Raw genomic sequence first — 20,394 nt, forward strand, 5'->3', positions numbered from 1 at the left:
TCGAAGCCGGTTTTTCTATTTTATGGCTTTCGAACCGAGTGAATGGGTATATAAAATGGAAAAGAAAAAATAGTTGACTAACATGTATATACAAGATAAAATGAAAGCGTAAACAGTTCATGTATATACAAGTTTGTTTGTGTGTAATGGATAGATTTATAAAAATCGAGAACGATAAATAAGAACCTTATAACTGTTTTTTTCTTTAATATGAAAACGGTAACAGGAGGAGAGAGTAGAATGGCCACAAATAAAGAGTCAGCAGAGCAAATCGTAGAAGCTATCGGGGGCAGGGATAATATCGCTGCGGCCACTCATTGTGTAACAAGGCTGCGTTTTGCATTAAAAGATGAAGGAAAAGTCAATAAAGAAAAGCTCGAAGATATTGATATTGTAAAAGGTTCATTTTCCACCAATGGCCAATTCCAGGTTGTGATTGGGCAAGGCCTTGTTGATAAAGTATATAAAGAAATGACAGATGCAACCGGTATTGGCGAATCGTCAAAAGAAGAGACCAAAAGTGCAGCTGCCGAAAACTTAAATCCCCTGCAGCGTGGAATTAAAACACTGGCTGATATTTTTATTCCAATCCTCCCGGCTATCGTAACAGCTGGTTTGCTTATGGGAATCAACAACATTATGACAGCGCCGGATATTTTCTTCGATGATAAGTCGTTTGTTGAAGTTTATACAAACTGGGCTGATCTGGCGAGCATCATTAACCTGATTGCCAATACTGCTTTCGTATTTCTTCCAGGCCTGATTGGATGGAGTGCTGTAAACCGGTTTGGCGGCAGTCCGCTTCTTGGTATGGTGCTTGGTTTGATGCTGGTGCACCCGGATCTTTTAAATGCATGGGGCTATGGTGCAGCAGAAGAAGTGCCGAAGTGGAATTTATTTGGTCTTGAAATTGAAAAAGTAGGTTACCAGGGCCAGGTGCTGCCTGTATTATTTGCTTCATATGTTTTGGCTAAGATAGAAGTATTTCTGCGAAAAAGAATTCCTGATGCGTTTCAGCTTCTGACTGTCGCGCCAATCGCTTTGCTTATTACTGGATTTCTTTCTTTTATTGCCATCGGACCAATTACATTCACGATCGGCAGCTGGATTACAAATGGGGTTGTCGGAATCTTTGATGCTGTTCCGGCCCTTGGAGGATTGATTTACGGAGGATTATATGCACCTCTTGTTATCACTGGCATGCATCATACATTCCTGGCAGTCGATCTTCAGCTAATCGGCAGCATTGGCGGCACGTTTTTGTGGCCGATGGTGGCACTATCCAATATTGCACAGGGTTCAGCCGCTTTTGCCATAATGCTGTTAAGCAAAGGGAACGAAAAGCTGAAAGGGCTTGCGCTCACTTCTTCAATTTCAGCGTGGCTGGGTGTAACGGAGCCTGCGATGTTTGGGGTTAATCTTCGCTTTAAGTATCCGTTCTTCGCAGCGATTATTGGGTCAGCTGCAGCAGGCATATTCATCACTATTAATGGAGTTAAGGCACCGTCAATTGGAGTAGGCGGCTTACCGGCATTCTTCTCCATCTTTGCGGAAAACTGGGGTGCTTTCTTTATCGGAATGGGAATTGCCCTAGTTGTGCCGTTTGTATTAACTATAGCTTTCTCGAAATTTAAAAAAGCTTAAATAAAATGATTGATGCCATGGAGTTCTATGATTCCATGGTATCGCCATTTTTAGGCTTTGATCAATATTTAAATATACCGGAGGTTGCATTATGAAGAAGCAATGGTGGAAAGAGAGTGTAGTTTACCAAATCTACCCTCGAAGCTTCATGGACAGCAATGGAGATGGAATAGGAGATTTACAGGGAATTATCTCTAGACTTGATTACTTGAAAGAGCTTGGAATTGATGTGGTCTGGCTTTCTCCAGTTTATAAATCACCAAATGATGATAATGGTTATGATATCAGTGATTATCAGGAAATTATGCGTGAGTTTGGAACAATGAAGGATTGGGAAGAGCTTCTTGGAGAGCTGCATACAAGAGGCATCAAACTCATTATGGATCTGGTAGTGAACCATAGTTCAGACGAGCATATCTGGTTTTCAGAAGCAAGGAAATCGAAAGATAATCCATACAGGGACTACTATATATGGCATGAAGGAAAAAATGGAAAGGAGCCAAATAACTGGGGCAGCAATTTCGGCGGGTCTGCCTGGGAGCTTGACGAAAGTACAGGAGAATATTATTTGCATTTGTTTTCAAAAAAACAGCCGGACCTCAACTGGGAGAATCCGAAACTGAGAAAAGAAATATACGACATGATGACCTGGTGGCTTGAAAAAGGGATTGACGGGTTCAGAATGGATGTAGTCAACTTTATCTCCAAAGTGGAGGGACTTCCAGATGATGAACCAAAGCCAGGAAAGAAATATGCTTCCGGAAGCAAGTATTATCGGAACGGCCCAAAAATTCATGAATACCTGCAGGAGATGAATGAAAAGGCCCTATCGAAGTATGATGTCATGACTGTCGGTGAAATGCCTGGTGTAAATCCGGAGTGGGCTCGGCAATATACAGGTGAATCACGCAATGAGTTAAATATGGTCTTCCAATTTGAACATGTTAGTCTTGATAACGGGCCAAATGGCAAATGGGACCTCAAACCCCTGGATCTATTTGACTTAAAAACAAATCTGACCAAATGGCAAAATGAACTGGATGAGGTTGGCTGGAACAGTCTTTACTTTAATAATCATGATCAGCCGCGCTCTGTTTCAAGATTTGGGAATGATGCAGAGTATTGGGATAAGTCAGCAAAGATGCTGGCAACACTGCTGCATATGATGAAGGGAACTCCATATATTTATCAGGGCGAAGAAATTGGAATGACGAATGTACGTTACTCAAGCATTGATGAATACAGAGATATAGAAACACTTAACTTTTATAAAGAAGCTCTTAACGATGGCTGGACAGAGGAAAAGGCACTGAATGCCATCTATGCAAAAGGGCGTGACAATGCAAGAACGCCAATGCAATGGGATTCTTCCAGGCACGGAGGATTTACGGAAGGAACTCCATGGATAAAAGTGAATCCTAACTATAAAGACATTAATGTCGAAAAGGCCATGGAAAACCCTGACTCTGTTTTTCATTATTATAAAAAGCTTATTGAACTTAGAAAGAAAAATGAAATTATTATTTACGGAAAGTATAACCTTATACTCGATCATCACCCCGAAGTGTACGCCTATACAAGAACACTGGGCAATCAGACTCTTCTCGTCATGTGCAACTTCTATGGCGGAAACACTGAAGCAGAACTCCCTGCAGACCTTCAGGGGGAAAAATTTGAATCGCTGATTGGGAATTATAAAGATATACAAATCAGCAGAACAATGAAACTTCGTCCATACGAAACTCAGGTGCTTCTCTTTAACAGCTAAAAGAAAAGCATTATTCTAAAAAACTAAAACAGGGTGATTCTAAATGAAACAACCGTGGTGGAAAAAAGCAGTAGTTTATCAAATTTATCCGAAAAGCTTTAACGATACGACAGGAAATGGAGTTGGAGACATTCCTGGAATTATTGCCAAGCTTGATTACTTAAAAGAATTAGGTGTGGACGTCGTCTGGCTGACACCCATTTATAAATCTCCACAGCGTGATAACGGATATGACATTAGCGACTATTTCAGCATCCATGAGGAATATGGAACAATGGCAGACTTTGATAAGCTCCTTGAAGAAGCCCATAATCGGGACATGAAAATCATTATGGATATTGTTGTTAACCATACTTCCACTGAACATCAATGGTTCCAGGAAGCAAAAAAATCAAAAGACAATCCATACCGAGATTTTTATGTCTGGAAAGATCCTAAGGAAGATGGAAGCGAGCCGACAAACTGGGAATCCAAATTCGGCGGAAATGCATGGCAATATGACGAAGCAACCGGCCAATACTATCTTCATCTTTTTGATGTTACACAGGCTGATCTAAATTGGGAAAATGAAGACCTTCGCCGCAAAGTGTATGACATGATGGAATTCTGGTTTGAAAAAGGTGTAGATGGCTTTAGACTTGATGTAATTAATCTGATTTCCAAAGATCAGGATTTTCCGGATGATGACGGCTCTGTACCACCGGGCGACGGCAGAAAATTCTATACCGACGGCCCTCGTGTACATGAATTTATGCATGAAATGAATGATAAAGTATTCTCAAAATACGATAGTATGACAGTTGGGGAAATGTCATCCACTACAATTGATCATTGTATAAAGTATTCCAACCCCGAGCGTGAAGAATTAAGCATGACTTTCAACTTTCATCATTTAAAAGTGGACTACCCTAATGGAGAGAAATGGGCACTCGCTGATTTTGATTTTACGGCATTAAAGCAAATTTTATCAAAATGGCAAACTGAAATGCACAAAGGGGGAGGCTGGAATGCTTTATTCTGGTGCAATCATGATCAGCCCCGTGTTGTATCAAGGTATGGTGATGACAAATACTATCATCGTGAATCTGCTAAAATGCTGGCAACAGCCATCCATATGATGCAGGGAACTCCTTATATTTATCAGGGTGAAGAGTTTGGCATGACAAATCCCGGCTTTGAGAGGATTGAAGACTACAGAGATGTAGAATCACTGAATGTTTATTCTATTCTTAAGGAAAAGGGAATGGCAGAGGAAGAAATAATTAATATTCTCAAAAGCAAATCGCGCGATAATTCCCGGACGCCTGTTCAGTGGAATAGTACTGAAAATGCCGGATTCTCCGATGGAACCCCATGGATTCCTGTCGCATCCAATTACAGGGAAATCAACGCCGAAAACGCATTGAAGGACGAGAACTCGATTTTCTATCATTATAAAAAGCTGATCCAGCTTCGAAAGCAGTACGATATAATCACCTATGGTGACTATGAACTGATTTCTGAAGATCACCCTGATGTATTTGCTTATGTTCGGAATGGTGATAATGAAAAACTGTTGGTCGTAAATAATTTTTATGGGAAAGAAACGTCATTTACCCTTCCTGAACACATTCAAGCAGATGAATATAAAGAAGAAATCTTACTTTCCAATTACAAGCAGTCACCTTCTGCTGCGGAGACCATCCAATTAAGGCCATATGAATCCGTTATCTATTATTTAAAGAAATAGAAAAAATCCTCCCGGCCTGCGGGGGGATTTTCCATATTTTTATTTCATAGTTCATTAAAACAGCATTCCGGCTATGGCGGCACTTAGCATAGATGCCAAGGCACCCGCAGCAACTGCCTTCAAACCAAGCCGTGCAATGTCCTGCCTGCGGTTCGGGGCCAATCCGCCAAGTCCTCCCAGCAGGATGCCCAATGAGGAAATATTGGCAAATCCGCAAAGGGCGAAGCTTACGATCGCCACCGTTTTATCAGATAAAGTCGGGATATCCGGTGCAAAAGCAGAATAAGCAACAAACTCATTCAAAATTAGCTTCTGGCCAATATAATTTCCTGCCTGTACGGCTTCTGACCATGGAACTCCTATAGCAAACGCAAGCGGAGAGAACACATATCCAAGAATGATTTCGAGCGTTAAGCCTTCCAGCCCGAATAGCCCTCCAACCCATCCAAGAAGCCCGTTAATTAAAGCAACCAAAGCAATAAAGGCCAGCAGCATTGCGCCGATATTTAAAGCGAGCTCGAGTCCGACACTTGCTCCTTTTGCAGCTGCATCAATGACATTGGCAGAATCGCTATCCACTTCCATATCAAATTCTTTAGGCTCTTCTTTATCTTCCGTTTCCGGAAGCATCACTTTGGCCAGGACCAACCCGGCAGGTGCAGCCATAAAGCTAGCTGCCAGAAGATATTCGAGAGGCACACCCAATAAGGAATAACCAATTAAAACAGATCCTGCCACAGAAGCAAGGCCTCCGGTCATGACCGCAAACAACTCGGATTTTGTCATATCAGCGATAAATGGGCGGACCACAAGCGGAGCCTCTGTTTGCCCCACGAATATATTGGCTGCTGCAGACATGGATTCCGCTTTTCTGGTCCCGAGAAGCTTAGCCAGTCCACCGCCGAGGATCTTAATGAAAAACTGCATAATCCTTGAGTAATAGAGGACGGAAATCAATGATGAGAAAAAGATTACAACAGGCAAAACCTGAAGTGCGAAAACGAAGGTAATGCCCGATTCATCTGTAAAAAGGCCGCCAAATAAGAAATTTATTCCCTGATTGGCGTAATTGATTATATCGTTTACCTTCATTGTGAGCCATTCCAATCCCTTTCTGCCGCCTTCCCACTTTAAAACGAGAAAGGCGAAAATCAGCTGAATGGCAAGCCCTCCCGCAACTGTTCTTACACTTATCGCCCTTCTATTGCTTGAAAGCAGGAAGGCTATCCCTAAAACGACAATAATACCGAATATCCCCCAAATAAAATTCATGTTTACACCCCTTCACTATGTAGTAGTTTTTCCCGGCAAAAATCAGCAGCAGTAATCCTATTCCCTTGTGAAACTGCTTGTAAAGCCCAATAGTTGTATTATGTGCAAAAGGAATAAATTCATGAAAATACTATGCATGAAGTAAATAATGGGGATAAACGGAAAAAGATGAGCACATGGCTCATCTTTCCGTATTTTTTTCAATATATTCGAATAAAAATGACTGGCCGTTTCTGTAAAAACGGGGATCATAGAGTCCAAGCCTTTCATCATCATCAACAAGAACGACAAATGGAGACCATTCATAAAGGGTTTTCGCTTCAGGACGCTCAGAAAACAATTTGTCCAAATCCGCAGCTTCTTTTGATTGAAGCACATACTGGGTTGTCTTTTCGGTGAAAAGAGTATCAGTGAATATGGTCACTTCATCATCTCTCTTTGTAATAACGGAATAAGTCCATGGTATAAACTCTGCCGATAGGGCAACTTGTTCATATTTTTCATCATATTGCTTATAAATGAGGTAACCCTGAGTGCTTTGAATTACTACGTGAAGAAGCATAAATGCCCATGCCATTTTAAAATAGTAAGGGGATTTTGACTTATTCCTTTTTGTAAAGAAATAGGCTGCCCCCATTATGATCCAGAACACCAAATCAACAATTGGAATCGTACCAAAAGTAACCCTCATTGTTGAAAATGGCTCCAAATAACCTGTGCCCCATGCATTAAATAAATCGCTGGTATTATGTATGAAAACTGCGAGCCATCCCAGCAGAAAAAGCTTCTTATCATTGACTCTAAAAAGCAGGATGGACAGCAGCAAAAACAGCAGAGCCCACACTGGAGTCAGGAAAACGGAATGGGTAATTCCCCTGTGCCACATCTGATAAAGTCCTTCTGTATCCCAGAAGCGCGAGATGACATCAATATCGGGAATTTGACTTGCCCCTACAGCGGTAAGCAGGTACGCTCTTCTGGAGTTCTTATCCATCCTCTGTTTATCCACTGCGCCATATAGGCTCAAGCCAAATAAAGTATGAGTAATTGTGTCCATATTTAACCTCCTTTTTTACATTTAGTTTCCCTATTATAAGCCTCAAAAAGAGTAATAAAAAGAAATATGCAATCTTAAATGCGTTGCAAACTTGACTTGAGAGCGATAAAATTGAAGGTATTGCAATAATTAAGTGACACATTGATTGCTTGATCAACAAATTTTCATATAAGTAAGTGAGGAACTACTATGCCCAAAAATTTTGAAGAAGAAGTTTTATCCCGCCGCACGTTTGCGATTATTTCCCATCCGGATGCCGGTAAAACGACGCTTACCGAAAAGCTCCTATTGTTCGGTGGTGCCATTCGTGATGCAGGTACAGTTAAAGGGAAGAAGACAGGCAAATATGCGACAAGTGACTGGATGGAGATTGAGAAGCAGCGTGGAATTTCTGTAACCTCCAGTGTGATGCAGTTTGAATATGAGGGAGCGCGTGTAAATATTCTAGACACGCCTGGTCACCAGGATTTCAGTGAAGATACGTATCGCACGCTGACAGCCGTTGACAGTGCAGTTATGATCATAGACTCAGCTAAAGGTATCGAGGAGCAGACACTTAAATTATTCAAGGTCTGCCGCATGAGAGGAATTCCGATATTTACTTTTATGAATAAGCTTGACCGTCAGGGGAAAGCACCCCTTGAGCTCCTTGCTGAGTTAGAAGAAGTTATGGGAATTGAATCTTACCCAATGAACTGGCCTATTGGGATGGGGAAAGAGTTCCTGGGGATATATGATCGGTTTAATAATCGAATTGAGCAATTCAGAGTAGAGGAAGAGGAACGCTTTATTACCTTAAATCAGGAAGGTGAAATAGAGGGCAGCCATTCCATTAAGGATTCTGGACTATATGATCAGACGCTTGAAGAGATTATGCTGTTAAATGAAGCAGGCAATGAGTTTTCAAGAGAGAGAATTGCAAATGGAGAACTGACACCTGTGTTTTTTGGAAGCGCATTGACCAACTTTGGTGTACAGACTTTCCTTGAGTCTTACCTGCAATTTGCACCGCCGCCCCAGCCGAGAAATTCGACTGCAGGGGAAATTGATCCGCTTTCAGAAGAATTTTCTGGATTTATATTTAAAATTCAGGCCAATATGAACCCTGCACATCGCGACCGGATTGCATTCTTAAGAATTTGTTCAGGCCAATTTGAGCGGGGCATGGCTGTGAACATACCAAGAATAGGCAAGTCCATTAAGCTTGCGCAGTCAACTCAATTCATGGCTGATGACAGAAGTACAGTTGATTCTGCAGTCAGCGGAGATATCATCGGAATTTATGATCCGGGAACTTATCAAATAGGCGATACATTAACAGCCGGAAAAAATAACTTCCAATATGAACGTCTTCCTCAATTTACACCCGAGCTTTTTGTTAAAGTAACAGCAAAAAATGTCATGAAGCAAAAACATTTTCATAAAGGCATCCAGCAGCTGGTTCAGGAAGGTGCCATCCAGCTGTTTAAGACAGTCAAAATGGAAGAATACCTCCTGGGTGCAGTGGGACAGCTTCAGTTTGAAGTTTTTGAACACCGCATGAAAAATGAATATAACACAGAAGTATATATGGAAAGACAAGGCTCCAAGATCGCACGCTGGGTAGAAGGCGATGAGGTCAACGAAAACCTTTCCAGCGGAAGAAGTCTCCTGGTTAAAGACCGATACGGCAAAAATGTCTTTCTCTTTGAAAATGACTTTGCACTCAGATGGTTCCAGGAAAAAAATCCTGATGTAAAACTATATAATCCGATGGACTCGGAATAAAGCTGGCGGCCCTTTATGGGCCGTTTTAGCTTTCCATTTTTTCCTTCCTCATTTCTATTGACATATCTATCAATTGATAATATAGTATTAACACATACACTTTAACGCTAAAAAGCGTTTAAGTTAAAAAGCGGAAAGTGTAATCTCAATCAAAGATCTTGTCCGCAGAATAAGTAGAGTAATTGCCGGCAGCAAATAGAAACTGGATGGCTGATGAAAATCCAGGCAGCAATGGTCGAAATACAACTGCATCCAATATGGACAATACTTTTTAAGTGGGTAAGCAGCGTTAGCTTATCAATTAGGGTGGTACCGCGGAGCTCCTTCGTCCCTATAGGCGAGAGGGCTCTTTTTGTTTGTATAAAATTACAGGCAAATTTAGGAGGAATACATTATGCATCATGATCAGGCAGCATTAGATTTAAAGCCCCTGGAGGCACTCATTGTCACGTTCATCATTTTAGGCGGAATCAGTTATTCGATTATTTTTGCCGGGGCAGTTCCCCATATTCCGGTTGTTTTCGCGATAATGGGGTTAATAGCTTACGGTTTAATAAGAAAAGTATCTATAACACAGCTGGAAAAGGGGCTTATTGAAGGTGCCCAGTCCGGATTAGGGGCTATTTTCATCTTCTTTTTAATCGGGATGCTGATAAGCAGCTGGATGGCGAGCGGCACGATTCCTACATTTATTTACATGGCTTTGGAAGCTGTTAATGGAAAGTTCTTTTATGCCATTGTATTTGCGGTATCATCAGTGATCGGCATGAGTATAGGAAGCTCACTTACAACAGCTGCTACATTGGGAGTAGCCTTTATGGGAGTCAGTTCTGCTTTGGGGCTCTCGGATGCAATTACGGCAGGTGCGGTTATTTCCGGCGCATTTTTTGGAGATAAGATGTCGCCCCTATCCGATACAACCAACCTGGCATCATCGACAGTGAAAGTGGATTTGTTTGAGCATATCAAGACGATGGCCTGGACAACGATTCCTTCTTTTATCATTTCACTGGCAATCTTTGCTTTCCTGTCACCATCGGAGGCAGCGTCTGACTTCTCGAAGATTGCCCAGCTGAAAAAAACTTTGCTGGATGAGGGACTGGTGCATTGGTACTCCCTTATTCCGTTTGCCATTTTGACTATAATGGCCATTAAAAGAGTATCAGCTATTATTACGCTGTCAGCTGGCATCGTATCTGCATTAATATTTGCCGTTATGGTTCAAAGCAGCTTCAGCTTGGAAAAAGTTTTGACATTGCTGTTTTCGGGATATGCTTCAAATAGCGGTTCAGAAGAAGTTGACGCCCTTTTATCAAGAGGCGGCATGGAAAGCATGATGTTTTCGATTTCGTTGGTATTGCTCGCGCTTTCTATGGGCGGTTTATTCTTTAAGCTTGGGATCCTTCCAGCTCTTCTGGAAGGGGTCAAGGGGTTTTTGAATCGGATGTCAGCTCTAGTGGCGGCAGCAGCAGGAACAGCGATTGGGATTAATTTCCTTCTAGGCGAACAGTATCTGTCTATTCTTTTAACAGGAAATGCTTTCAGAGAGCCTTTTGAAAAAGCCGGACTGCACCCAAAGAATCTTTCCAGAATTCTTGAAGATGCAGGCACGGTAGTAAACCCATTAGTTCCATGGAGTGTCTGCGGAGTATTTCTAACAGGTGTTTTAGGTGTAGAAACAACAGCTTATATGCCTTTTGCATTATTCTGTCTGCTCAGTCCTGTAATCACCTTAATCTATGGATTTACGGGTTTGAAAATCGAAAAATTATAGAGGAAAGCAGCTGCATAGGCTGCTTTTTTCTGTGGATAAAGAGCTGCTGTAATTTTTCTATTGACAGCACACTGATTGCTTGCATCGCATTAGTTGCTTTAATATAGTTAAAATGTGTTAATTTCTACATGATATCGATCACAAGATTATCTCATCCAGTCTTTGAAAGGAGCAGAATGTGTGCGAATAAGCGATTTTTCAATCAAAAGGCCAATTTTTACATTGGTTACGATGTTCTTAGTGCTTATTTTAGGAGTAGTCTCCCTCTTAAATATTCCATTAAAACTCATACCAGATCTTAATCCTCCTGTTGGAGTAGTAGTCACTTCGTATCCTGGAGCAAGTCCCGATGAAGTGGTGGAAAAAGTAACAAAGCCGCTTGAAGAAAATCTGGCAACGCTGCCGGGGATCAAGACCTTGACCTCTACCTCACAGGAGAGCGCAAACTTCATTTTGATGCAATTTTCCTGGACTACAGATATTGATGAAATACAAAGTGAGGTCATTCAAAGACTGGATCAGACACAGCTTCCTGATGAAGCTGATAATCCGCGATTTATGAAGTTTGACCCTGCTCAGTTTCCGATTATTCAATTATCTCTCAGTGCAGATGAGGAGCCTGAAGCATTAAGAAAGCTTGCTGAAGAACTGAACCTCGAGCTGTCTAAAGTTGAAGGAGTAGCAAGCGTAAATCTCTCAGGAACTGCGATTAAGGAAGTAAGAGTGGAACTGGACCAGGAAAAGCTGAGAGATTTCAAACTTAGCCAGGCGGATGTTGTGGATGTAATTGAATCCAATAATATATCAATGCCGGGTGATCCTGTCTTGACTGAGGGAAAAGAGCTGACAACCAGAATTATCAGCTCCATTGATTCCCTGGATACACTGAAAAAACTTACGGTAACTGCAGACCCCGCAACAGGGAATAAAGTAAGCCTGGATGATATTTCAGAGGTTCAGCTGGCCAGCCAGGATGATCGCACCATCACGCGCACAAACCAGGCTCCATCTGTCTTACTGAGTGTTCTGCAGCAGTCCGATGCCAATACGGCAGAGGTTTCAGACCAATTTATTAAGCAATTGGATAATCTTCTTGAAAAGGAACAGTTTGAAAATATTGAATCAGAAATACTTTTCGACCAGGGGGATTACATAAGTCTTGCAATAGGAAATATCTCAAATTCACTGATTCTCGGCGGTATTTTTGCGATGATTGTGCTGTTTTTCTTTTTGAAAAATGTCAAAAGTCCGCTCATCATTGGAATCTCTATTCCTTATTCAGTTATTTTCACGTTTGTGTTAATGTATTTTTCCGATTTCACCTTAAATATTATGACTCTTGGCGGATTGGCACTTGGAATAGGCATGCTGGTGGATAATTCCATCGTGGTTATTGAGAATATTTACCGCCACTTATCAATGGGGAAAGATCCGAAAACGGCGGCAAGTGCTGGGGCAAAAGAAGTAGGAGGTGCAATTACGGCTTCCACCCTGACGACAGTTGCCGTTTTCCTCCCAGTAGTATTTATAACTGGAATAATCGGTGAATTGTTTAAGGAGTTTGCCCTGACCATTTCCTTTAGTTTATTTGCATCTCTGGTTGTTGCCCTGACAATAGTGCCAATGCTAGCGAGCAGGCTGCTGAAGTCTCCAAGAACAAACACGGAGGCAAAAAGGCAGGAAACAGGTTTAATGAGATCACTTGAAAAATCAATCAAGTGGTCTTTGCGGAATCGAGCAGCGGTAATCGCTATTACCATGCTGTTATTGGCAGCGGGCAGCTTTGGATTGACCACAGTAGGCACACAATTTCTGCCAAATGCAGATGAAGGCTTTTTTACGGTGCGTATGGAGCTTGAGAACGGTACTGCACTTTCAGAAACAGAAAAGGTTGTATCGGCTTTAGAGGAAGAATTAAAGGATGAAGAAGAAGTTGATACCTTTGTCAGTCTAATCGGCACTACACAGGAAGGGTCCTTCCGGGGCTCGAAAAATGCCAATATCGCTGAATTGTATATCAAAATGAAAGAGCTGGATCAGCGGGAAAGGTCTACTTTTGAATTTGTCGATGAGGTGAAAAAGGATCTGGAAAGTGCTGCTTCAAAGGTTAATGAAACTGCAGAACTCTCTTTTAATACACAGTCGACAGCAGGTACATCGCCGAATACACTGACCTTTAGTGTGAGGGACACAGATCCCAGCCGTTTAAAGGAAAATGTTGATAAAATCTATAATGCTTTGAAAGACCTTGAGGACGTAACCGAATTGTCAACTGATCTCCTGGATACCGTTGAGGAAATTCAGATTACTGTGGACCGTGAAAAGGCTCTTGAAGAGGGTCTGGCTCCCGCCCAGGTAGCCATGGCAGTAAATGATGTAACCCGGGGCAATCGTGCTACACAAATGATAGACGATGAATCAAATATATATGGCGTTTTTGTTGAGTACGATCGGAAAGTCACACAGGATATAGAGAATTTGAAGAAATTGCTTATTAAAAAGCCTGATGGCAATTATGCCGCTCTGAGTGATGTAGCTAATATTGAGCGAGGAGAAGGACCGGTAAATATTCAGCGCATTAATCAGCAGGATGCTGTCCAATTTACATTAAAGTACAAATCTTCTACAAACATGGGTGCCATGTCAAAAGAAGTGGATAAAGAAATTGCCGATCTGAAATTGCCGGATGAAACAGAAATCGTTTTTAGCGGTGACAGAGAATTGCTGGAATCATCCATTGATGACCTGATTCTGGCATTTGTACTGGCAATCGTGTTTATTTATCTTGTCATGGCAGCTCAATTTGAGTCGCTTAAGTATCCGCTGGTTATCATGTTTACTGTGCCGCTCATGGTTATAGGCGTGGCAATTGCTCTTACCGTAACCCAAACACCTATTAGTTTAACAGCCATAATCGGGATTATTGTGCTTGCAGGAATTGTAGTGAATAATGCAATAGTCATTGTCGATTATATTAACCAAAAGAAAGAGCAGGGTCTTAAGAGCTACGATGCCATAATTATTTCAGTTAAGGACCGTGCAAGGCCAATATTTATGACGGCCTTAACTACTATACTTGGCTTAGTGCCTTTAGCACTTGGCATTGGAGAAGGAACAGAAATTAACCAGCCCATGGGTATTACTCTTATTGGCGGGCTGATCAGCAGTACGTTCCTGACACTATTTGTCATACCAGTTGTATATAGCTTTTTTGACAAGGATACACGGCGATTAAATAAAATGTATGCAACACCGGATGGACACTTAGTACCGGCTTACCTGCTTGAAGAAAAAGTGGACAAAAACTGGAATCACGATAATGACGAAGACAAAAAACAGCTTCAATCCTCTGATGCCAAATTCTACAGCAGAGATGATATGGCAGCCATGCTGGAGGAATTATTAGAAATTGTAAAAAGAGATGACGATGATAAGTAAAGAAACGGGATGATAATTCCTAGATCTGATAAAGGCTCCTTTTAATGAAGGAGTCTTATTTTTGCACTGAAGTCTAATTTTTAGATGGTGTTTCAGGAAAATATCTGGAAAATAAATTGATAATTGACCAATATTCAGAGCACAATAAAAGTATCGACTTGTAGCTGGTGGTAATGAAATGAAAAAACTCAGTAAACTAGAAGCGGTTTTTTGGAGTATTGCATTGCCGGGTTTTAGCCAATTATTGGCGGGGCAGCTGTGGAAGGGGACATTGTTTGTCGTCCTTGAATTTATCATTAATGTATACAGCCATTTTAATTCGGCCATCATGTACAGTTTTATGGGCGAAATTGATAAAGCTGTTCATGTCCTTAATTATCAGTGGCTCATGTTTTATCCTTGTCTTTACATGTTTGCAATGTGGGATGCATACCGCAGTGCTATGCCGGAAAAGGAAGAATTATCATTCCTTCCTTTTGTATTCAGTGCCTATTTTGTCACTGTAGGACTAATGTACTCAACAAAACTCAAATTGTTTGGGATTTTTTTGGGGCCGGTCTTTCTTCCTATGATATTTGTTATTCCAGGTGTAGTAACCGGCCTGCTGATCAGGTGGTTAATTCTGAAATGGAGAAAGCCAACCATTCAAAGTTAGTTTTATTGATTAAAAAAGCTTTGTCACACTAATTACTTTAGTGGTGCTGAAGCTTTTTTCTTTTTTAAAATATTTTCTTACATTACCCCCACAAATCCCTTCCCTGAATCCGTACAGTTGTAATGAACAAGCGGCCGCTTTTTCATAAGGTGAAATCATATGAGTTTCAAAAGTGTATTAAAAAGCTTTTATAGCCCTGCCCAAAATACGGATTGGACGCCGTATGATATAATGTGATTTGAAAAGAGGTGGGGCTATTGCTGGGTTTATTGTTTATGCCGAAAAAGCGTAAAAAATCGCTCGAAGAAACGGTTAAATTAATACAGCAGGGAAATGCAGCATTGAATAATGAGCTAATAGAGTCATATAAGCCGTTTATTGCTAAAACAGTATCATCAGTCTGCAAGAGGTATATTCATGAATCTGATGATGAATTTAGCATTGGCCTCATAGCTTTTAATGAAGCCATTCAAAAGTACAGTCCTGATAAGGGAAGTTCACTCATCAGTTTTTCGGAAGTGCTGATTAAAAGGCGGGTTATTGATTATATCCGTAAGCAATCCAAATTTCAGAATCTCAGCTTTAATGGAGTCTCTAATCTGGAAGATGATGATACGGCCAGCTCGGCAATAGAAGATGAATTGTCCATTGAAGACTACAGGAAAAAAACAGATGAAGAACTGAGGAAAGAAGAAATTTTCCAGTTTACGCAGATTCTTCAGGAATTCGGCCTTACCTTCAGTGATTTGATCGAACAATCCCCAAAACATGCGGATGCTCGAAAAAATGCTATGACTGTAGCCAAAATTCTGGTTGAAAATGAAGAGCTCAAAAGTATTCTTTTTGACAAAAAAAAGCTGCCAATAAAGCAGCTGGAGGGTTATGTATCTTTAAGCAGAAAAACAATAGAGAGAAATAGAAAATATATAATTGCCATATCACTGATATTAACTGGCGATTATGTCTTTTTAAAGGATTATATCAAAGGGGTGTTGGAAACGTGAAAACAGGTATAATCATGGAAATAAACGAACGTTTTTTAACACTATTAACCCCGGAAGGAGAATTTCTGCGGGCCCGAAAACAAGATCAGGCATACGCAATAGGCCAGGAAATTGCATTCTTCCCAATAGAACTGAAAAACGGAAAGTTGTCGCGTCCTCTATCTATTTTTAGATTATCCAGAGGAAAAGGATTAATGGCAGCAGCATTTGCGATGATGCTCGCAATCGTGTCTTTTCTGCCGTTTTTGCAAAACGACGAAGTGTACGCTTATATGTCAATAGACGTCAATCCGAGTATTGAATTAGGGGTCAATCAGGAATATCAGGTAGTAGAACTCATTCCTTATAATGAAGAAGGAAAACTTATTATCCAGAACATCGAGAACTGGAAAAAGAACAGCATTCATGAAGTGGCTGACAAAATTCTCCTTCAGATAAAGAAGCAGGGCTATTTTAAGGAAAATAAAGAGGTAGTCATTGCTGCAGTGTATACAGAACAGAATAAAGAAGCGGATGAGCACATTCAGAAAGAGTTAGCAGATATAAAACAAGCGGCACAAAAAGAGCAGCTTGAGGTAACTTTACTGGAAGCAAGTGAAGAGGAAAGAGAAGCAGCTATTGATAAAGGGCTGTCAGCCGGAGTATACAAGGAAAGTAAATTAAAGGCTGAAGATGACAGGAAGGAAAATTCTGAACCTGTAAATCCGAATAAACAGTCAGATAAAGAAACACAACCTCCGCAAAAACCTGCAGAAAATACCCAAAGCCAATTAAAAAAGCAGGGAAATAAAGGAGTTAATAAAGAAAAACCTGCTGTTCCGGGGCAATTAAAGAAATCTGAGAACCAGCAAACACAGCAGAATAACAGCGGGAAAAACAATGGAAATAATCAAGAAAAAAGACACGATCATAAAGGAAAAAAAGATCAGGGAAATAAGGTAAAAGTCCAAAAACATCCGAATCATCCAAGCGAAAAAAAAAATAACAAGGGTAATGAAAACAGAAATAACCCCGAGAGAAGTTCCAAAGAAAGTGATAATGAGAAAAACAGAGGCTGGAAAGGTCATGAGAAAAACCAGAAGAATAGTGACAATCCCAATAAAGGCAGCGGAAACAATCAAGGGAAGCATGATGATAGAGGAAAACGATAAAATCAAAGTCCGGAGCAGGCTCCGGACTTTTTCCATTTATATGAAGTTGTTATTGGTTATTCTGGCCGGACATTTGGGCCTGAGCTTGCTGGACAAGCCGCTTAGTAATTTCTCCGCCTACAGATCCGTTAGCCCGGGATACTGTATCAGAGCCTAATTGAACACCAAATTCCTGGGCAATTTCATATTTGACCTGGTCCATGTATTGTTCAATACCAGGAACTAAAAGCTTATTGCTGCTTCTTGCCATTGTATTCAACTCCTTTTTATTGGTCTTACAGAGTTACCATTCCTCTGTATTTGTAGTATGAATTAAAAAGGGGTTTTCATAAGTGGTAATATTTCGGCATAAGCATGATGTTTATTTTTCAAAGGCAGCCTCTAACAGGATGTCTGCTATGTGAACAGCTTTAATCTTATGCTGTAAACCTTCCCGTTCAATCCCCAGCTTCATCTGCAGAAGACAGCCTGGATTAGAGGTCACAATCACCGCAGCATTTGCTGACTTGGCCTGAATCATTTTATGATCAAGTATTTGCATAGACATTTCAGATTCAACAATATTATAGATACCGGCTGAACCGCAGCATCTGTCTGCATCTTTCATTTCCCTGAATTCAATGCCCCTGATTGATTTCAGAAGGAAACGAGGTGCTATGGAGGTTTTCATGACATTGCGCAAATGGCAGGAATCCTGATAGGTTAAGACCTGCCCCGGAAGCTCAAGGTGAACTTTTTTATGAAATTCAAGTTCATATAGAATCTGGCTGATATCTTTAAGTTTTTCCGAAAACTTTACAGCTCTTTCGTGCCATTCCCGGTCATCTTTAAGCAGGTGGCCATAGTCGATAAGGAATGCCCCGCATCCTCCTGCATTTGAGATGATATAGTCTGCGTCCAGTTTTTCAAAAGCTTCTATGTTCCGCTTTGCCAGATCTTTAGCTGTCTGCTTTTCGCCGCTATGACCGTGAAGAGCACCACAGCAAGCTTGATTTTGAGGAATATGAATTTCACATCCGGCAAGCTGGAGAAGCTTTATTGTTGCATTATTGGTTTCAAGGAACATCGTGTCCATTAAGCACCCGGTGAAAAAAGCGGCTTTCTTTACTGGCTTATCTGCTGGGAAATAGGATGGCCTATTCTTCATTTCTTTTAATTTTGGTGCTTGAGGAAGCACCTTTTCCATTGCACTGAGGTTTTTTGGAAGCCAATTCAGCATCCCTGTTTTTCTGGCGGCCGATTGCAGGCCTGAACGCTGATAAAAGCCCAAAAGCCCTGCAGCTGCCCTCATTCTGTTCTGATGGGGAAAAAGCCCGTTAAAGACCAAATTGCGAACTGCCCTTACCGGAAGCGAGTGTTTCTTATTCTGGTTAATAATATCTCTCGCTTCTTCCAGCAAGTGTCCATATTTTACCCCTGAAGGGCATACAGGCTCGCATGCCCGGCAGCCCAGACAAAGATCAAGTGATCTCTCAACATCTTCATCCGGTTCAATCAATCCGTCAGCAACAGCTTTCATTAATGCAATCCTTCCCCTTGGGGAGTGCGCTTCATTAAAGCCTGACTCTACATAGGTAGGGCATGAAGGGAGACAAAAGCCACATCGCATGCAATTCAGGAGCTCATCTTCATCCATTCGCTTCACAAATTCTTCCTGAATGATTGTCTGTTCTTTTAATGTTGTCATTGTGTAACCACCACACGTTTTCTATTGTCCTTGGCAAAAATTTTGCCGGGATTAAGAATATTATTGGGGTCTAAGCCTGTCTTTACAGCCTTCATGGCATCAATCCCTGCCTGGCCCAGTTTCAGTTCAAGATAAGGAGCTTTCATGACTCCTACTCCATGTTCTCCTGTTATAGTTCCTCCGAGTTCGATCGCCTTGATAAAAATCTCTTCGAAAGCTTTTTCAACCCGTTCCATTTCATTATTATCCCGGGCATCTGCAGGGCATGTCGGATGAAGGTTTCCATCCCCGGCATGGCCAAAAGTACAGATGGAGAGTCCGTATTTTTTGGAAATTTCGTTTATGGCTTTTACCATATTGGCAATTTCAGATCTTGGCACTGTAGCATCTTCAAGAATGGTTGTCGGCTTTAGGCGTGCAAGCGCAGATAAGGCGGCACGCCTTGCTGTCCTTAAGGCTTCGGCTTCTTCTTCGGATTTTGCAAGCTGTACCGATACAGCTCCTTGCTTTTGGCAGATTTCAGCCATTTTTTGCATATCCTTTTCCACAACGTCAACCGGCCCATCCTGTTCGATAAGAAGCACAGCTTTAACATCAGTCGGCAAACCGATTTGTGCAAAATCCTCTACTGCTTTTAGTGTTGGCTGATCTAAAAATTCAAGCGTGGCCGGAATGATTTTGTCAGCGATGATCTTTGAGACGGATTTCGCAGCTTGTTCCAGATCCTGAAAGAGAGCAAGCATGGTCTTTTTTGCTTCAGGAAGCGGGATTAACTTTAATGTGGCTTCCGTGATTATCCCTAAAGTTCCTTCAGATCCAACCAGCAGCCTGGTAAAGTCATATCCTGCCACGTCCTTTGCAAGCTTGCCTCCCGTTCTGATAATATCTCCGTTCGCAAGTACAGCTTCCAGCCCCATCACATAGTCCCTTGTAACACCATATTTTAATCCGCGCAGTCCGCCTGAATTTTCATTGATGTTTCCGCCGATTGTGCTTATTTTCATTGAACTTGGATCAGGGGGATAAAATAGCCCTTTTGCTTCAACCTGATTAATCATATCAAGTGTGATAACACCCGGCTGTACTGTAGCTGTCAGGTTTTCTTCATCGATTTCAATAATTTTATTCATATGCTTAAACAGGAGAACAATTCCGCCTTCTGTAGGACAGGTGCCTGCACATAAATTGGTGCCTGATCCTCTTGGTACGATTGGAATTCCTCTGCTGCTGCAAATTTTAAGGATTTGGGAAATTTCCTGAGCATTTCGGGGACTGATCACCGCATCTGGCATCGATTGGAAATTGGGAGTGGCATCATAAGAATAAACGAGGCGCCCGGCTTTTGAGTCATCATAATTTTCTGCGCCAACAATATCGATAAATTTTTCCTTTATTTGTACGTCAACCAAATAGATCCTCTCCTTTAATAATAGGCTGGCAATATCTAT

The 20,394-nt window shown here is 41.3% G+C and carries 14 protein-coding genes; 9 read left to right on the forward strand and 5 right to left on the reverse strand.

Translation table 11 applies throughout. The annotated features are described in order from the left end of the window. The first annotated feature begins 240 nt into the window (after positions 1–240). The 3 genes from treP (at position 241) to treC (ending at position 5,141) form a co-directional block, all read left to right on the forward strand. Positions 241–1,644, forward strand: coding sequence for a PTS system trehalose-specific EIIBC component (treP, locus tag ACTHRG_RS00140; protein WP_076256892.1), 1,404 nt, complete (start codon positions 241–243; stop codon positions 1,642–1,644). A 91-nt stretch (positions 1,645–1,735) separates the two neighbouring features. Further along, positions 1,736–3,412, forward strand: coding sequence for a glycoside hydrolase family 13 protein (locus ACTHRG_RS00145; RefSeq protein WP_440230410.1), 1,677 nt, complete (start codon positions 1,736–1,738; stop codon positions 3,410–3,412). 43 nt (positions 3,413–3,455) lie between these two features. Beyond that, the gene (gene treC, locus ACTHRG_RS00150; RefSeq protein WP_076256895.1) at positions 3,456–5,141 is read left to right on the forward strand and encodes an alpha,alpha-phosphotrehalase; all 1,686 of its coding nucleotides are present in this window, start codon (positions 3,456–3,458) and stop codon (positions 5,139–5,141) included. Positions 5,142–5,195: 54 nt separating this feature from the next. On the opposite strand, the gene ACTHRG_RS00155 is transcribed toward treC, so the two are convergent. Together ACTHRG_RS00155 and ACTHRG_RS00160 are read right to left on the reverse strand one after the other, a co-directional pair. Next, a complete protein-coding gene (locus ACTHRG_RS00155) occupies positions 5,196–6,413 on the reverse strand; it encodes a NupC/NupG family nucleoside CNT transporter (RefSeq protein ID WP_440230411.1) in 1,218 nt (405 codons plus the stop codon). A 181-nt stretch (positions 6,414–6,594) separates the two neighbouring features. Next, the gene (locus tag ACTHRG_RS00160) at positions 6,595–7,470 is read right to left on the reverse strand and encodes a metal-dependent hydrolase (protein WP_076256898.1); all 876 of its coding nucleotides are present in this window, start codon (positions 7,468–7,470) and stop codon (positions 6,595–6,597) included. A 189-nt stretch (positions 7,471–7,659) separates the two neighbouring features. Between ACTHRG_RS00160 and ACTHRG_RS00165 the strand changes: the two genes are divergently transcribed. The 6 genes from ACTHRG_RS00165 (at position 7,660) to ACTHRG_RS00190 (ending at position 17,259) form a co-directional block, all read left to right on the forward strand. Next, the gene (locus ACTHRG_RS00165) at positions 7,660–9,237 is read left to right on the forward strand and encodes a peptide chain release factor 3 (protein WP_076256900.1); all 1,578 of its coding nucleotides are present in this window, start codon (positions 7,660–7,662) and stop codon (positions 9,235–9,237) included. A gap of 394 nt (positions 9,238–9,631) precedes the next feature. Next, on the forward strand, positions 9,632–11,011 hold the full coding sequence (gene nhaC, locus ACTHRG_RS00170; RefSeq protein ID WP_440230412.1) for a Na+/H+ antiporter NhaC: 1,380 nt from the start codon (positions 9,632–9,634) through the stop codon (positions 11,009–11,011). Positions 11,012–11,191: 180 nt separating this feature from the next. Then, positions 11,192–14,449, forward strand: coding sequence for an efflux RND transporter permease subunit (locus ACTHRG_RS00175; protein ID WP_076256903.1), 3,258 nt, complete (start codon positions 11,192–11,194; stop codon positions 14,447–14,449). A 178-nt stretch (positions 14,450–14,627) separates the two neighbouring features. Further along, positions 14,628–15,104 carry a hypothetical protein gene (locus tag ACTHRG_RS00180; RefSeq protein WP_076256905.1) on the forward strand — a complete coding sequence of 159 codons (477 nt, stop codon included), beginning with the start codon at positions 14,628–14,630 and terminating at the stop codon, positions 15,102–15,104. Between the two features lie 257 nt (positions 15,105–15,361). Next, on the forward strand, positions 15,362–16,108 hold the full coding sequence (sigI, locus tag ACTHRG_RS00185) for an RNA polymerase sigma factor SigI (RefSeq protein WP_076256907.1): 747 nt from the start codon (positions 15,362–15,364) through the stop codon (positions 16,106–16,108). Next, a complete protein-coding gene (locus ACTHRG_RS00190; RefSeq protein WP_076256909.1) occupies positions 16,105–17,259 on the forward strand; it encodes an anti-sigma factor domain-containing protein in 1,155 nt (384 codons plus the stop codon). The genes sigI and ACTHRG_RS00190 overlap by 4 nt, the downstream gene beginning before the upstream one ends. A 49-nt stretch (positions 17,260–17,308) precedes the next feature. Here ACTHRG_RS00190 and ACTHRG_RS00195 read toward each other — a convergent pair whose 3' ends face one another. From ACTHRG_RS00195 to glcD, 3 genes are all read right to left on the reverse strand, one after another. Next, positions 17,309–17,509 carry an alpha/beta-type small acid-soluble spore protein gene (locus ACTHRG_RS00195; RefSeq protein WP_009331086.1) on the reverse strand — a complete coding sequence of 67 codons (201 nt, stop codon included), beginning with the start codon at positions 17,507–17,509 and terminating at the stop codon, positions 17,309–17,311. 111 nt (positions 17,510–17,620) lie between these two features. Next, positions 17,621–18,946: a (Fe-S)-binding protein gene (locus ACTHRG_RS00200; protein WP_076256911.1), complete on the reverse strand. Its 1,326-nt coding sequence runs from the start codon at positions 18,944–18,946 to the stop codon at positions 17,621–17,623. Then, positions 18,943–20,355 carry a glycolate oxidase subunit GlcD gene (gene glcD, locus ACTHRG_RS00205; protein WP_076256913.1) on the reverse strand — a complete coding sequence of 471 codons (1,413 nt, stop codon included), beginning with the start codon at positions 20,353–20,355 and terminating at the stop codon, positions 18,943–18,945. The genes ACTHRG_RS00200 and glcD overlap by 4 nt, the downstream gene beginning before the upstream one ends. Between the last annotated feature and the right edge of the window lie 39 nt (positions 20,356–20,394).

The sequence above is a fragment of the Cytobacillus sp. SAFR-174 genome, from assembly GCF_051964675.1.
In the GTDB taxonomy this organism is placed as follows: Bacteria; Bacillota; Bacilli; order Bacillales; family Cytobacillaceae; genus Cytobacillus.